The organism is Lacticaseibacillus porcinae, from assembly GCF_003946305.1.
Taxonomy (GTDB): Bacteria; Bacillota; Bacilli; order Lactobacillales; family Lactobacillaceae; genus Lacticaseibacillus; species Lacticaseibacillus porcinae.
Genome location: NZ_RHNS01000012.1, coordinates 1 through 15,714, shown reverse-complemented (window position 1 = coordinate 15,714; position 15,714 = coordinate 1). Strand labels below are relative to the sequence as shown.

Sequence of the window (15,714 nt, the reverse complement as noted above, 5' to 3'; positions counted from 1 at the left end):
AGCAAAGCGAATATTCAAAGTTAGCTCGGCCGAGGACCCTCACTATGTTGCGATGAGCCAGCTAGAGGCCCAAATTCAAAATCCTTCCCCTAAAACCGTAAAGTAAAATACATTTACCACATTTTTACACCCGCCGTAAGTAAGATTTACACAAGCTTGTTACACTGAAAGACGAGAACAAAGACGGAGGCACGACGTGAAAAAATTGCTAGGCTTACTCGCCTTGATCAGCTTAACGCTTTTAGCGGCATGCGGAGCCCAAAGCTCCAGTGGCGAATCCATCACTGCAGTGGGGTCATCAGCACTGCAGCCGCTAGTTGAAGCAGCTGCAGAACAATATCAATCCGACAACCTCGGCGTATTTATCAATGTGCAAGGTGGCGGCTCCGGTACTGGCTTAAGCCAGATCCAACAAGGCGCCGTGCAAATCGGGAACTCAGACCTTTTCGCAGAAGAAAAATCTGGCATCCAAGCCAAAAAGCTCGTCGATCATCGCGTGGCGGTGGTGGGGATCACCCCGATCGTCAACAAAAAAGTCGGCGTGAAGAACTTAACGGTCACGCAACTGCGACAATTGTTTACCGGGGAGATCACCAACTGGAAACAAGTCGGCGGCAAGAACTTACCTGTCGTGGTTGTTAACCGCGCGCAAGGTTCTGGGACCCGCGCGACGTTTGAACGTTGGGTGATGAATGGTCGTCAACCAATGGCGGCGCAAGAACAAGATTCCACTGGGATGGTACGGTCGATCGTTGCCAGCACCCCAGGGGCAGTGTCTTATGTTGCCTTTTCGTATGTGGATAACACGGTGATGGCACCATCGCTTGATGGGGTGACACCAACAGATCAACATGTCACCACCAACGCTTGGCCGATTTGGTCATATGAACATATGTATACCAAAGGTCAACCGACTGGCTTAACCAAGAAATTCTTAGCTTACATCCAATCCCCAAAGATGCAAACCAAATTAGTGGCAAAAATGGGATATATTCCAGTCACGGCAATGAAAGTACAACGCGACCACGCCGGCAACGTCGTGCATAACTAGGAGGCGCTCATGGATCCGATCAAAGACGCAATGACGCACAAGTCCCGCTCTGCTAAAATCGAAGCGCGCGGGCATTTGATCAGCTTAGCTTGTATCAGTTTGATCGTCGCCGTGGTGCTGGCGATTTTCTTCTTTGTCGCTAGCCGTGGTTTGGCGACTTTCTTCACCAATAAAATCAATTTATGGGACTTCTTATCTAAAAGCACTTGGGAACCTGCTGTTAAAGATGCTCATGGCAATCCCCAAGTTGGCGCTTTGCCAATGATCGTCGGGAGTTTCGGCGTCACCTTCTTATCTGCAGTGGTGGCCACCCCTTTTGCAGTCGGCGCAGCGATTTTCATGACTGAGATCTCACCGAACTTGGGGAAAAAGATCTTACAACCAGTCATCGAATTGTTAGTCGGCATTCCTTCAGTGGTTTACGGGTTCATCGGGTTATCAGTGATCGTCCCGATCATTCGGACGGTGTTTGGTGGCACTGGCTTTGGGATCTTAGCTGGGACTTTCGTGTTGTTTGTCATGATTTTACCAACGGTGACGAGTATGACTGTCGATGCATTGAAGTCAGTGCCGCGGCATTATCGTGAAGCCAGCCTTGCGTTAGGCGGTACCCGGTGGCAAACCATTTCTCGCGTGGTATTGCGTGCAGCGATGCCTGGGATCTTAACTGGGGTCGTGTTTGGGATGGCGCGGGCCTTTGGTGAAGCACTTGCTGTGCAAATGGTCATTGGGAATGCGGCATTATTGCCAAAAGACTTGATCAGCCCAGCGTCTACGTTGACTTCTGTGTTGACGTCAGGTATCGGGAACACCGTGATGGGTTCGCTTGATAACAATGCTTTGTGGTCGTTAGCACTGCTCCTGTTGTTAATGTCGTTAGCCTTTAACTTATTGATTCGCTGGATCGGGAAGAAAGGGGAGATGAAGTAATGTCTGCAAAATCGATCGATAAATTTATGACCGGTGTGCTTTACGCCGTTGCTGGCATCATCGTCCTTTTGTTAGCAGGATTGCTCGGGTATATTTTGTTTCAAGGGTTGCCGCATGTGTCGTGGCATTTCTTAACCAGTCCTGCTAAAAGTTTTGAAGCAGGCGGCGGGATCGGGATCCAATTGTTTAACTCGTTTTACTTGTTGCTGCTTTCAATGGTGATTTCTGTGCCGTTGGCGTTAGGTGCTGGGATCTACTTGGCAGAATATGCGCGCGACAACTGGTTGACTGATGTGATCCGCACTGCAATCGAAATTCTGAGTTCGTTACCATCAGTTGTGGTCGGGTTGTTCGGGTTCTTAGTCTTCGTGTTACAGTTTGGCTTCGGGTTTTCTATATTGTCTGGGGCGTTGGCGTTGACGATGTTCAATTTGCCGCTGTTGACGCGGAACGTTGAAGATTCCTTGCGACAAGTCGGCTTTGCCCAACGCGAAGCCGGCTTGGCCCTTGGTTTATCGCGGTGGGAAACTGTGATTCATGTGGTGATCCCAGAAGCGTTACCAGGGATCTTAACCGGGATGATTTTAGGTGCCGGGCGTGTGTTTGGGGAAGCTGCAGCGTTGATCTACACTGCCGGCCAATCCGCACCGGCATTGAACTTCGCCGATTGGAATCCGTTAGATATCGCCAGTCCGTTGAATCCTTTCCGACCAGCGGAAACTTTGGCGGTGCATATTTGGAAAATCAACTCTGAAGGTATTCAACCAGATGCTGCGGCAGTTTCTGCTGGGGCATCTGCCGTCTTGATCATCGCGGTGCTTGCGTTCAACGTGTTAGCACGCTGGGGTGGCAATCGCCTGTACAAGCGGATGACCGCAGGATAGGAGAAAAATGCAAAACTATTCATTAGACGATCGCTATATTAAAGATCTCGATCCCGCTAAACATGAATTTGCCATCACTACCAATGATGTGAAAGTCTTTTATGGGGATAACGAAGCCGTTCACGGGGTGTCATTGCCTTTTGAACGTTACAAGATCACCGCATTGATTGGCGCGTCTGGTTCTGGGAAGTCGACGTTTTTGCGGTCATTAAATCGCATGAATGATAATATTGAAGGCAGTCGCGTGACTGGGGAGATCATGTACCGCGGGTTGGATATCAACTCCAACAACATCGATGTGTATGAAATGCGCAAACACATCGGCATGGTGTTCCAGCGACCTAATCCTTTTGCCAAGTCGATTTATGATAACATCACTTTCGCGCCGAAACGCTTCGGTGAAAAACGCAAAGAAGTCCTCGACGAAATGGTGGAAACTAGCCTTAAGCAAGCAGCACTTTGGGATCAAGTCAAAGACAACCTTAATCAAAGTGGCTTGGCGTTATCTGGTGGCCAACAACAACGGTTATGTATTGCGCGTGCCATTGCGATGAAGCCTGATGTGTTGTTGATGGATGAACCTGCATCGGCGTTGGATCCGATTTCCACGTCGACCATCGAAGATACGATGATGCAGCTCAAAGATAAATACACCATCATCATTGTGACTCACAACATGCAACAAGCAGCGCGGATCAGTGATTACACCGCGTTCTTCTATTCTGGCCAAGCCATTGAATTTGATGAAACACGGAAGATCTTCACGCGACCAAAGATCAAAGCCACTGACGATTATGTTTCAGGGCACTTCGGGTAACAAGATGCGCATTTGAAATCGGGGCTCCAGCGGACTCGTCGGGACGTGGAGAGGGTCCTCGAGCAAGCTAGTCTGGATGTTTCGCTACGCTCACCACCAGCGGGAGCTTTCACTGCGGAATCCTGTAAGCGAAACCCGCTAACAGGATTCTCACCACGTCCCAACGGTCAGCTTCCACCCCGATTTCAAATGACTGCTGACTCGCTGACATTGCATGATTGTGATGTGAGCAGTCGACAAGTTATGGGTGGAAGGCGAATCGGCGGAGGCTGGACGAGCATCAGCCGTCGAACCGTTGTTAGTGGTTTACCACTTACAACGGCGCGAGCTAAAAGATCCACTCGCGGGTTTTGCGAGTTAGCTTTTAGCTCGCGGACTGCTCTACTTCGGTCGCCATGCTCGTCCAGCTGGAGTCGATTCACCTGGAGCCCTTAACTTGTCGGGCGGTCTAACTAAGAAAATTGAAACAAGCAAACAACGTAAGGAGAACCTATGGCTAAAGATAAAGTGATCACCAGTGCCGATGTGAAATTATGGTATGGCGACTTTGAGGCCTTGCATGGCATCAACTTAGACTTCAATCAAAATGAGATCACCGCCTTGATCGGGCCTTCTGGTTGTGGGAAGTCCACTTACTTGCGATGCTTGAATCGCATGAACGACTTGATCCCTGGCGTAAAGATCGAAGGTGACATGCGCCTGCAAGGTGACGATATTTACTCACCGCAAATGGATGTGGTCCAACTGCGCAAACGTGTCGGCATGGTGTTCCAACAACCAAATCCTTTTCCATTCAGCATTTATGATAATGTGGTTTATGGCTTGCGCCTGCAAGGGATCAAAGATCGCGCCGTGCTTGATGAAGCAGTAGAAACCAGCTTGAAGCAAGCGGCAATTTGGGATGAAGTTAAAGACAAGCTGCATGTGTCGGCGTTATCGTTGTCTGGTGGGCAACAACAGCGAGTGGTGATCGGTCGCGTTTTAGCGGTGCAACCTGATGTGATCTTGATGGATGAACCGACGTCAGCACTGGATCCGATCTCAAGTACCCAAATTGAAAATATGTTGTTGGAATTGCGCGAACAATATACCATAATACTAGTAACGCATAACATGCATCAGGCTTCGCGGATCTCGGATAAAACTGCCTTTTTCTTGCAAGGGCGCTTGGTGGAATTTGATGACACCAAGAAGATCTTCTTAAACCCTCATGAACAAGAAACATCAGATTATATTTCCGGCCGCTTCGGCTAATGATGACAAGCGTGGCTCGAATTTTCGAGGCACGCATTTGTGTATATAAAAATGAATTCAAGGAGGTTTCAGCATGCGGCGACTATTTGAAGACGAACTCAACGACTTACATGTTCGTTTCTCCGAAATGGGGATGATGGTCAACGAGGCGATTTACAAGTCAGTTTCGGCGTTCGTCAATCATGACAAAGCGCTGGCCCGTGAAGTGATCGCAGACGATCAACATATTAATAAACGTGAGGTCGATCTGGAAAAACGCAGCTTTGAAATGATCGCATTACAACAACCAGTGACCACTGACTTGCGGATGATCGTCACCGTGATGAAAGCCAGTTCTGATTTGGAACGCATGGGCGATCACGCGGTATCGATTGCTAAATCCACGATCCGCGTGAAAGGTGAGACCCGCGTGCCTGAAATCGAAGCGGAAATCGCCCAAATGGCCCACGCAGTCAAAGGCATGGTGGCAGAAGTCTTAGACGCTTATGTCAAAGAAGATTCTGTGCGCGCGCGTCAAATCGCGACTGAAGATCACGGCATCAATGACTTCTCCAAGCGGATCTATGAAGAATGTATCGAACGGATGCGCGAAGATTCTGAAACTATTGTTGGCGCCATGGATTATATGTTGGTATCCAGCTATTTGGAACGGATCGGCGATTACGTCACCAACATTTGTGAATGGATCTTATATTTAAGCACTGGCAAGTTGTTGGAATTGAATTCCAATGCTTCTGAAGACGGGTTTTAATGAAAAGTGAAAGTGGCCAAGACGAATTTTAGTCTTAGCCACTTTTTTGTATCGTGAGGGTCACTGTTTCAGATCACTGCCACTTATTTACAGTAGATGTATGTTGCTGGCCTGAAGGAAAATGGAGAAAAGTTGTGGGTGAAATCGTCTTGGCAGAACAAGGAAAACTGGACCATTGCCAGTGACAGTGAGATCAAGTGAAACGCCGGTTTGTGGCGGTTCGCGCAGATCTCACCGGCAGATTTTGAAACAAAGTGATTTTCTTTGGTTCAAAATCTAGGCGAAAGCTCCTCGAACGTTTTTTGTTCGAGAGCTGCAGCCGGCCGCACTGGCAATGGTCCAGTTTTCCGTAGTGGCGCCAAGGCGCTGGAACCCATAACTTTTCGTGCCGGAGGAATATCAATGTCCTTATATATGGTAGCTAATATCGTTGTTTTTTTTACATTTGCAATGAAAGTTTACGGAAGTCGCACAACACTTTTACTGAAAATAGCGCCGATTTTTACGTCTGCGCCTTAGAATCAAAGATGTTCTAAGGATGACAAGACGAAAGGAAGAACAACATGAAGAAATCCGCACTGATCACGTTTGCACTGACTTTTACAACTTTTGCCACTATACTGGCAGGCTGCGGCGGTAGCTCCAGCGCTAAAGGCGCCGACGCCGCTTCGAAGTCAACGACTAGCGCGCCAAAATCAGCAAAAGTGGTGGCAGTCGGCTCCACGGCCTTACAACCTTTAGTTGAACAAGCAGCCTCTGCTTATCAACAAGATCACCCAGAAGCAAAAATCACAGTGCAAGGTGGCGGTTCCGGTACTGGCTTGAGCCAAGTGGTTCAAGGGGCAGTGACGATCGGGAACTCTGACATTTTCGCTGAACAAGGCAAAGGCGTTGACGCCTCAAAGCTTGAAGATCATCAAGTCGCCGTGGTCGGCATGGCACCAGTTACCAACAAAGACGCTGGCGTGAAGAACTTATCGATGAGCCAATTGCGCGACATTTTCACTGGGAAAGTGAAAAACTGGAAAGCTGTCGGTGGTGCTGACAAAGCGATCACTGTCGTTAACCGCGCCCAAGGTTCCGGTACTCGCGCCACGTTTGAAGCAGCAGTGCTTGAAGGCAAGTCAGCCATGACCAGCCAAGAACAAGATTCCAACGGTGCGGTTCAAAAAATCGTGGCCACGACGCCAGGTGCGATTTCTTACTTAGCGTTCTCTTACATCAAAGACGATGTCCAACCTTTATCTGTCGACAACGTGAAGCCAACTCCTGAAAATGTTGCCACCAACGACTGGAAGATCTGGTCATATGAACATATGTACACCAAAGGCAAAGCCGATGCTGGTGCGGCAGCGTTCTTGAAGTACATCGACTCTGATGCCGTGCAAAAGAGCTTAGTGACGAAGTTAGGTTACATCTCCATTCACGACATGAAAGTTCAAAAAGACGCCAACAACAAGGTATCCAACAAGTAATTTGAGCTGATCTCACCAGCATTTGCCGACGAACTTGCCGGTGAATGCTGGTTTTTTTGAAAGGAGGCCAACATGCCAGAAATTTTAAATCGTGATTTGCATCGGTTGAATCATTTATTTGAAGATATGGGACTGAACGTTTCTGAACAAATCGATTTAGCGACGAAAGCATTTTTGAAAGTCGATCTCGATGCCGCCCAAAAGGTGATCGACCGCGATGTCACCATTAACAATGATGAGTTGCACCTCGAAAAGCTGATCATTCAAACCCTTGCCTTACAACAACCGGTCGCCTCAGATTTTCGCATTGTGATGAGCATTTTGAAAAGTTCGACTGATCTGGAACGGATCGGCGATCACGCCGTGGGGATCGCGCGGGAAACGAAAGCTGCGAGTCGCGATCGCATTGCCGATATCGATTCAGTGTTAACGCGCATGAGTACCACGGTGCGAATGATGTTGGAACAGATCTTGACGGCTTATGTGAAAACCGATGTGGACCTTGCCAAACAAGTTGCCAAACGTGACTTAGACGTGGATCGTGATTTTGTCACGGTACGCAAACTCACTACGCAAAACGTCGATGTTGACGCGGATCTGATCGCCAGTTACTTATTTGTTTCACGGTTGTTGGAACGCATCGGCGATCATGTGGTGAATATTGCCGAATGGATCGTTTACAATCACACCGGGAAAATTGTGGAATTAAATCTCGGGAAGCAAGATCGTCGGCAAGCGGAGGGGAGTGCAGATGCAACTACTGATTAAAATTGCCGCATTATTGCTCGTCGCTTTGGTGACTTATTGGGCGATGGCTGGGACGGCAGAATTAAAAATCAACCGTTGGCGCAAACGGACTTGATTTTTACCGGCGGCGGCTTACGATAAAAGTGGATCAACGATTGTGGCGCTCGACGCCGTATGCAATCGTTGGTCTATTTTTGTGCGTGGGACTTCTAAACGATGAGGTAGCCGTCAATTTCCGATGACGTCGCCGTGGATACCTGTGCTTAAAACAGAAAAGCTGTAGGTGAAGACGATTTGGTAAAACGGAGGTGAATTGGACAATGGCCTGTGGTAGTAAAATCAAGTGAAACGCCGGTTTGTGGCGGTTCGCGCAGATTTTACCGGCAGATTTTGAGACAAAGTGTTTTTCTTTGGCTCAAAATCTAGATGTAAGAACATCGGCGTACTTTGCCGATTTCTGAAATCGGCCGCACGGCAACTTGTCTAATTCACCGCAGTGATGCCAAATCATCGTAGCCCTCAATTTTTCACCAGTGGACTCAGACTCCAAGCCAAATCAATGGTGGTCAATTGACTTAGCGCAAAATCAACCTTAGGACCTATGCAATCAATTCCCGAAGCAGGCATACTATAGTTACACAAGCAAGCCAACTGTTGCGCCTGCACAATCGTAGTTGATTATCTGGAGGTAAATCTCATGAATGAACGTGAACGGATCCTTGATTTGGTCAAGCAAGGCGTGATCACCAGCCAAGAAGCTTTGGTCTTATTAGAAAATCTCGACAAAGCCAAAACCGTGGTGGATACTCGCCAAGCAGATACCCAAAAGCCTGCTGACGACCAAACATCGCAAACTGAACAACCCACTGAAAATCCTAATGAAGCTGAATTATCAGCCTTAAATACGCAAATCGCTGAAGTCGCCGGTTCTTTAGATGCTGCGACGGCTCAAGACAAATCTATTGCCGCCAAGATCTCTGCAAACAATGAGCAGATCATCGTCTTAGACACGATGGAAGACTTGGACACTTTAACGGAAGACAAATATCAAGAACGCGGCGACTTAAAGCAAGAAAACAACGAGCTCAAAGCCCAACGCGAAGCACTCGCTGCTCAAATTGATACCTATAAAAACCAACTGGCTGACCTCAACCGTCAAAAACGGGCGTTGACTAAGCAGCATTTTACCGACAAAGTCTTACCAGATGACTGGCAAGATCAAGCAAAGGATGCCTTGAATGACTTAGGCAAAACCATGGAATCTGCTGGCAACCAATTCTCTAACTTGTTTAAGAAAACCATGAACAACGTCTTAGACAACGTCGATTGGAAAGATGTCACGGTTAAAGTGCCAGGGTTGGCGACTGAGAAGTTCAACCACACCTTCACTTACCCAGACACCAAAGCGTCTGTCTTAGACTTGAAAGTGGCCAATGGGGATGTGACCTTGCGCCCTTGGGATCAAGACGATATTCAAGTCGATGCCACCATTAAGTTATTTGGTAAAATGGATGGCGCCACCCCGCTGGATTCGTTCCTAGATCGCAGCCACATCGATGTCAACGATGATCACTTCGTTTTCCAAGTGCCAAATCGTCGCGTTCAAGCCGACTTGATCATCTCATTGCCACGTCGCACTTATGATCACGTCAATGTTCGCTTACTCAACGGTGGCGTGCAAATGCAAGATCTCCAAGGCAAAGACTTCTACGTCAAAAACGCGAACGGCGACTTGAGCTTCGCCAACTTAACTGCCACGATGCTGGAAACACAAGGCGTTAACGGCTCGTTGAAAGTCAACGGTGGCGACATTCACGATTTGATGTTTGAAACGGTCAATGGTGACATCAAGTTGCACACCACACCAAAGAAAGCAAACTTGCAAACCGTCAACGGTACCGTGCGGTTGACCTTAGATCATGATTTCGAAGAGTTGACGGCAAGCTCGGTCAACGGTAATGTTAAACTTGCTGCACCGCAAAGTGTTGCTTTGTCTGGTGATGTCAAAACACGTTTTGGTTTGGTCAAGAGTCGCTTGTCCAACCAAGATACTGGACCTAACACCAAACATTTAACGTTGGATCGCCCAGGGACTGGTGTTGGTCATGTTGAAATCACCACCACTAGCGGCAACATCCAATTAAAAGATACGGATAACGCCTAAATTTTGTAAGGAGAACGCCTATGCCTTTCTTGTTGATTCCCATTTTCTTAATTATCATCGGAGTCGTGATGCTTTGCGTCATCGGGCTGGTGTTCGGGTTGTTGCACATTTTGTTTTGGCCGATCGTGATCGGGTTGTTGATTTGGTGGCTCGTTGGTCGCTCAGATCACCACAACCACTATCACTACCATCGTCAACGCCACCAGCGCACCGATTGGCAAGACGGCTTACATGAACGCAAAAACGCTCAAAACGTTCATGAAGAAAAGCAAACATCCCACCATGATGATGATTGGAGCGATTTCTAGTGAGTTTCTTTCGTAAAGTATTACTGACGACAGTTGTGTTTATCGTCTACGCGCAGTTCTTCCCGACGCAGTTGTTTATCGCAAGCTGGGGCACTGCGTTGATCGGGGCCTTGGTGCTCGGCGTGTTGAACGGGTTGGTGAAGCCGGTGATCAAGTTCTTCTCCTTTCCACTGACACTGTTGACCTTTGGACTGTTCTTCCTGGTGATCAACGGCTTCATGTTGAAGTTGATGACCGTGTTCGTCGCAGGAATCAGCTTCTCAGGCTTTGGGGCGATGATGTTATTGGCGATCGTCATCAGTATCGTGAACACTTTGTTTGACAATCACGAGTATTAATTTAAAGCCTGACCGCTTGCGGTTGGGCTTTTTTGTAAGTGACAATCTGAAACCGGTTACCAGCAAACCCTGTTCAGATCGGCAGTTAGATGATAGAATTAAAGTAACTATGGAAGGACAGGTGGAGCCGATGGCAGATAGCGTAACCGTCGCACAGTTAGTCGCAGACACAAAGTTAGACGTTTTTAGCGGAGAAGAAGACCTTAAAGATCGCAAAGTCGTGGTCAGTGATATTTCACGGCCAGGCCTTGAGTTGACCGGGTACTTCAATTATTATCCCCATGAACGGCTACAGCTTTTTGGCCGCACAGAAAATGCCTTCGCAGGCAACATGTCCAGCGAAGAACGCCTCACTATCCTCAAGCGGATGTGTGCTGACGACACGCCTGCATTTATCGTATCGCGCGGCATGGCGCCATTAAAAGAAATGGTCACCGCTGCTCAAGCTGCTCATATCCCAGTGTTGACGTCGAAGTTGCCGACCACGCGTTTATCAAGTTTGATCACTGATTACCTCGATGGTCGCTTAGCGGAACGTCGCAGTATGCATGGCGTGTTGACTGATATTTACGGCTTAGGGGTCTTGATCACTGGGGACTCTGGTGTCGGGAAATCCGAAACGGCGCTTGAATTGATTCAACGTGGCCACCGTTTGATTGCGGATGATCGCGTCGATGTTTATCAACAAGATGAACAAACCATCGTTGGGGAAGCACCGAAGATCTTATCTCACTTGCTTGAAATTCGTGGGTTAGGGATCGTGGATGTGATGAACTTGTTTGGGGTCGGTGCCGTACGTGAACGCACTAGTATCGATTTGATCGTGCATTTGGAAGCATGGTCGCCAGATAAGCAATTTGATCGCTTAGGTTCCGGCGAACAATCACAACAGATCTTTGACGTCGCCGTACCAAAGATCTCCATCCCAGTTAAAGTTGGGCGTAACTTGGCTTCCATCATTGAAGTGGCGGCGATGAACTTCCGTGCGAAGTCCATGGGCTATGATGCGACGAAGACTTTTGAAGCGAACTTGAACAGTTTGATTCAATCGAACTCAGAAGAATAAGCAATTCCGAGAACATGACCATATGCGGTGATGTTCTCTTTTATTTGTGATCGCGAGTTGAAGGATTATGTCCGGAAAGAAAAAGGCGTCGCGGAGGTGAACTGGACCATTGCCTGTGGCAGTGAAATCAAGTATGACGCCGCTTTTTGGCGGCATGCGCAGATTTCACCGGCAAATTTTGAAACGAAGTGATCCTCTTCGGTTCAAAATTTAGACGAAAGAACATCGGCGGTTTTTGCCGATTTCTGCAGTCGGCCGCACGGCAACTGGTCCAGTTCACCGGAGTGACGCCTTTTTCTCAGCCCAGATACTGACCTTTTACCTATGGCAATGTGTCATCAGCCTTAGGACTGTCGGCAAATGCGCTTAGGTGTGATAGACTATAAAAGCACAATTCAATTCGTGAATAAGAGGAGTTTGCCAATGTTTGCTGCGTTAAATCCGATCGCATTACAACTCGGCGGCCTTGAGATCCACTGGTATGGCGTGATCATCGCCTGCGGGGTCTTGTTAGCTGTTTGGTTAGCGATGAAAGAAGCTGTTCGTCGCGGGATCTCTGATGATCACATTTTAAATTTGGTGTTATGGGCGCTACCGTTTGCGTTGATCGGCGCGCGGACTTACTATGTCGCCTTTGAGTGGCCTTATTACTCGCAACACCCGAGCGAGATCATCGCCATTTGGCATGGTGGCATCGCGATTTATGGGGCGTTGATTGCTTCAGTGATCGTCTTTTTGGTTTATTGTCGCGTGAAGTGGTTGCCTGCTTGGCTCGTGCTCGATATTGCGGCACCCACTGTGATGATCGCCCAAGCCATCGGTCGTTGGGGCAACTTCATGAATCAAGAGGCTTTCGGTGCGAAAACCACGCTCACTTACTTGCGCGGGTTACACTTGCCTGAATTCATCATTCAACAAATGAATATCTCAGGCGCTTATCGGCAACCGACTTTTTTATATGAATCGATGTGGAATCTCGTCGGATTCATTTTGATCATGAGCATTCGTCATCACAAAGGGTGGTTCAAGCAAGGCGAGATCTTCTTGAGTTACGTGATGTGGTATGCGTTCGGGCGCTTCTTCGTCGAAGGCATGCGCACCGACAGTTTATATTTGATCCCAGGGTTGCGGATCTCCCAAGCGTTGTCCATTGTGTTATTCGTGGTGGCGCTGGGCTTGTGGATCTATCGCCGTCGACAAGATATCGCGTGGTATTTAGATGGTGACCCGTTAGCAAAGGTCAATCAATAAGGAGAAATAGATTCTTGGTTAAAAAAATTGCAGTACTCGGTGCCGGTTCTTGGGGCTCCGTTTTAGCAAACTTGTTGGTGGAAAATGGTCATGACGTTGCATTGTGGACCCATGATCCAAAGCAAATTCCAGAAATCAATGACCAACACACCAACGCCCATTATTTAGGCGACTTCAAGTTCCACGAAGCGTTGCATGCGACTGCAGACTTGAAAGAAGCAGTCGACAATGCGGATGTGATCTTATTCGTGGTGCCAACTAACGCGGTACGTTCTGTCGCCGAACAAGTGAAACCATTACTTGAGGCCAGTGGTTCAAAACCGATCATCGCCCATGCCGCCAAAGGTTTGGAACGCGGGACCAAAGAACGAGTTTCTCAAGTGTTGGAAAGCGTCTTGCCTGACAGCTTGCACTCCGGCATCGTCGTGATCTCTGGCCCAAGTCATGCAGAAGACGTGGCCGCCAAAGACATCACGACGTTAGCCGCAGCTTCTAAAAGCTTAGCGGCAGCCACTGCGATTCAAAAGTTATTCATGAATGACTATTTCCGTTTGTACACTAACCAAGATGTCATCGGCGTGGAACTCGGTGCGGCGTTGAAAAACGTTATCGCTATCGGTGCTGGTGCCTTGCACGGCTTAGGTTACGGCGACAACACCAAAGCGGCGTTGATGACCCGCGGCTTAGCGGAAATCACGCGGTTAGGGGTCAAGCTTGGCGCTGATCCGATGACGTTCATCGGGTTATCTGGGGTTGGCGACTTGATCGTCACTTGTACTTCAGTGCATTCACGTAACTGGCGCGCCGGTAACGGCTTAGGCCAAGGCCAAACGGTTCAAGAAGTGCTCGATAACATGGGCATGGTGGTTGAAGGTTACTCCACTGCCAAAGTGGTCCATGAATTAGCCGGTGACTTAGGCGTGGAAATGCCGATTTCTTCTGCGATTTATCAGGTATTGTATGAAGACGCGCCGATCAAAGAAGTGATTGCTGATTTGATGAAGCGTGCCGGCAAGCCAGAATTTGATTTTCATATTGAAAAGTAAGTAGTTGATTTAATCAATTGCGTGCGTTACAATTAGCTTACGAAAAGAAAGCGGAGGTAAGACATTATGGCGAAATCTTATGATGTGATCGTGATCGGTGCCGGCCCTGGTGGGATGACGGCAGGCCTTTACGCATCACGTGCCAATTTAAGTGTGTTGATGTTAGATCGCGGGATCTATGGCGGTCAAATGAACAACACCGCCGCCATCGAAAACTACCCCGGCTTCAAGTCGGTGTTAGGCCCAGACCTCGGGCAACAAATGTATGATGGCGCCACTCAATTCGGTGCCGAATACGCTTATGGCAATGTCACCAGCTTAAAAACTGATGGCGACACCAAAATTGTTGAAACCGACGACGGCACATACACCGCCAAAGCAGTGATCATTGCCACCGGCGCTGAACACCGCAAGCTGGGGATCCCTGGCGAAGAAGAATTCTCTGGCCGCGGTGTATCGTACTGTGCCGTATGTGATGGCGCCTTTTTCAAGAATCGTGAAGTCGTTGTCATCGGCGGCGGCGATTCTGCCATTGAAGAAGGCACTTACTTGGCAGGGTTGGCCAGCCATGTAACGATCGTGCATCGTCGCGATTCCTTACGTGCGCAAAAGATTTTGCAAGACCGTGCGTTTGCCAATGACAAGATCAGCTTCGTGTGGAATGCCAACACGGAAGAGATCCTCGGCGATGACAACAAAGTCACCGGCGTGCGTTACACCGATAAGGTGACCGGCGAATCTCACGTGATCCCAGCTTCTGGTGTGTTCATCTATGTCGGCATCATGCCATTGACGGATTCTTTCAAAGACGTTGACATCTTAGATGAAAACGGCTGGATCCCAACTGATGAAACCATGGCCACTCGCGTTCCTGGCATCTTTGCCATCGGGGATGTCCGGGCCAAGAAGCTCCGTCAAATCACCACTGCGGTTGGTGACGGCGGCCAAGCCGGTCAAAGTGTGTTTGATTATATTCAAACGTTGCAAGACGCTGACTTAAAAGTGCAAGCTTAATTGAAAGTAGTCGAGATCATATGGTCTCGACTATTTTTGTCTAAAAAGGCGATGAAGCAATGCGAATCGCCAAGTAATGTATCATGCACGATTATTATGAAAAACGTTTATAGCCTTTAGTCTTGTCACGGGTGATCACACGTGATATGATAATGGCGAATTCAAGGAGGAAGGGGCGGCTTAGCGCAGGTCGTCAGTAGTACTTCGCAACGAGGGGCAGTTCCTCGCAAACTGAGTGAGACTGATCCGCAGCGGCTTAGGCCGTTGGATCTCTAGCTTCAAAAGTGCCGGCACCTAAGGGCCCAGTCGGGTTCAGTTAGATCACACCGGATCGATTTCCCCATGGTGACATGGGATGCAGGTGGCGCCTGTGGACGAAAGGCAATGCAGAGTTGAGTAGTCCTTAAAGTGGTTTTGGGCCAATCCCCCAAAGTTACGCAGAGCCGTCACTTGGTAACACTGTTAGTAACTGCACTGACGTAATTGGATAATGTTGGCGTTAAAGCCAGAAGCCCACGAAATGGGAAACTGTTTCGTGGGCTTTTCTACCACTAGTCAAGAGAAAGTTGCTGTATCAAGCTTTCTCTTTTTGGTTTGGCTAGTTTTTTCGTTATCATC

At 48.3% G+C, this 15,714-nt stretch carries 15 protein-coding genes; all 15 read left to right on the top strand.

Annotated elements, in window-relative coordinates; all coding sequences use genetic code 11:
• Positions 1-196 precede the first annotated feature (196 nt).
• The 15 genes from EKM92_RS09625 to trxB all read left to right on the top strand — a co-directional run bounded on the left by EKM92_RS09625 (position 197) and on the right by trxB (position 15,096).
• Complete coding sequence (locus EKM92_RS09625; RefSeq protein ID WP_125710252.1) at positions 197-1,051, top strand: phosphate ABC transporter substrate-binding protein PstS family protein; 855 nt, start codon at positions 197-199, stop codon at positions 1,049-1,051.
• 9 nt (positions 1,052-1,060) lie between these two features.
• Positions 1,061-1,981, top strand: coding sequence for a phosphate ABC transporter permease subunit PstC (gene pstC, locus EKM92_RS09620; RefSeq protein ID WP_125710250.1), 921 nt, complete (start codon positions 1,061-1,063; stop codon positions 1,979-1,981).
• Positions 1,981-2,865 (top strand): phosphate ABC transporter permease PstA, encoded by an 885-nt coding sequence (gene pstA, locus EKM92_RS09615; RefSeq protein WP_125710248.1) that lies wholly within the window; start codon positions 1,981-1,983, stop codon positions 2,863-2,865. Before pstC ends, pstA begins: the two co-directional genes overlap by 1 nt.
• A gap of 7 nt (positions 2,866-2,872) precedes the next feature.
• Positions 2,873-3,682 (top strand): phosphate ABC transporter ATP-binding protein PstB, encoded by an 810-nt coding sequence (gene pstB / locus EKM92_RS09610; protein WP_125710246.1) that lies wholly within the window; start codon positions 2,873-2,875, stop codon positions 3,680-3,682.
• 492 nt (positions 3,683-4,174) lie between these two features.
• Positions 4,175-4,936, top strand: coding sequence for a phosphate ABC transporter ATP-binding protein PstB (gene pstB, locus EKM92_RS09605; RefSeq protein WP_125710244.1), 762 nt, complete (start codon positions 4,175-4,177; stop codon positions 4,934-4,936).
• 73 nt (positions 4,937-5,009) lie between these two features.
• Entirely contained in the window at positions 5,010-5,687 is a 678-nt protein-coding gene (phoU, locus tag EKM92_RS09600) for a phosphate signaling complex protein PhoU (protein ID WP_125710242.1), read from the top strand.
• Positions 5,688-6,250: 563 nt separating this feature from the next.
• Positions 6,251-7,162: a phosphate ABC transporter substrate-binding protein gene (locus tag EKM92_RS09595; protein WP_125710239.1), complete on the top strand. Its 912-nt coding sequence runs from the start codon at positions 6,251-6,253 to the stop codon at positions 7,160-7,162.
• A gap of 72 nt (positions 7,163-7,234) precedes the next feature.
• Entirely contained in the window at positions 7,235-7,930 is a 696-nt protein-coding gene (gene phoU / locus EKM92_RS09590) for a phosphate signaling complex protein PhoU (RefSeq protein ID WP_125710237.1), read from the top strand.
• 676 nt (positions 7,931-8,606) lie between these two features.
• Positions 8,607-10,073: a daptomycin-sensing surface protein LiaX gene (liaX, locus tag EKM92_RS09585; RefSeq protein WP_125710235.1), complete on the top strand. Its 1,467-nt coding sequence runs from the start codon at positions 8,607-8,609 to the stop codon at positions 10,071-10,073.
• Positions 10,074-10,093: 20 nt separating this feature from the next.
• Positions 10,094-10,381 (top strand): hypothetical protein, encoded by a 288-nt coding sequence (locus EKM92_RS09580; RefSeq protein WP_125710233.1) that lies wholly within the window; start codon positions 10,094-10,096, stop codon positions 10,379-10,381.
• Positions 10,381-10,719 carry a phage holin family protein gene (locus EKM92_RS09575; RefSeq protein ID WP_125710231.1) on the top strand — a complete coding sequence of 113 codons (339 nt, stop codon included), beginning with the start codon at positions 10,381-10,383 and terminating at the stop codon, positions 10,717-10,719. The genes EKM92_RS09580 and EKM92_RS09575 overlap by 1 nt, the downstream gene beginning before the upstream one ends.
• Before the next feature lie 130 nt (positions 10,720-10,849).
• On the top strand, positions 10,850-11,785 hold the full coding sequence (gene hprK / locus EKM92_RS09570; RefSeq protein WP_054718853.1) for an HPr(Ser) kinase/phosphatase: 936 nt from the start codon (positions 10,850-10,852) through the stop codon (positions 11,783-11,785).
• 423 nt (positions 11,786-12,208) lie between these two features.
• Positions 12,209-13,036, top strand: a complete 828-nt coding sequence (gene lgt, locus EKM92_RS09565; RefSeq protein ID WP_125710229.1) for a prolipoprotein diacylglyceryl transferase — start codon at positions 12,209-12,211, stop codon at positions 13,034-13,036.
• 14 nt (positions 13,037-13,050) lie between these two features.
• Entirely contained in the window at positions 13,051-14,082 is a 1,032-nt protein-coding gene (locus EKM92_RS09560; RefSeq protein ID WP_125710227.1) for an NAD(P)H-dependent glycerol-3-phosphate dehydrogenase, read from the top strand.
• 66 nt (positions 14,083-14,148) lie between these two features.
• Positions 14,149-15,096 carry a thioredoxin-disulfide reductase gene (gene trxB, locus EKM92_RS09555; protein ID WP_125710225.1) on the top strand — a complete coding sequence of 316 codons (948 nt, stop codon included), beginning with the start codon at positions 14,149-14,151 and terminating at the stop codon, positions 15,094-15,096.
• The last annotated feature ends 618 nt before the right edge of the window (positions 15,097-15,714 follow it).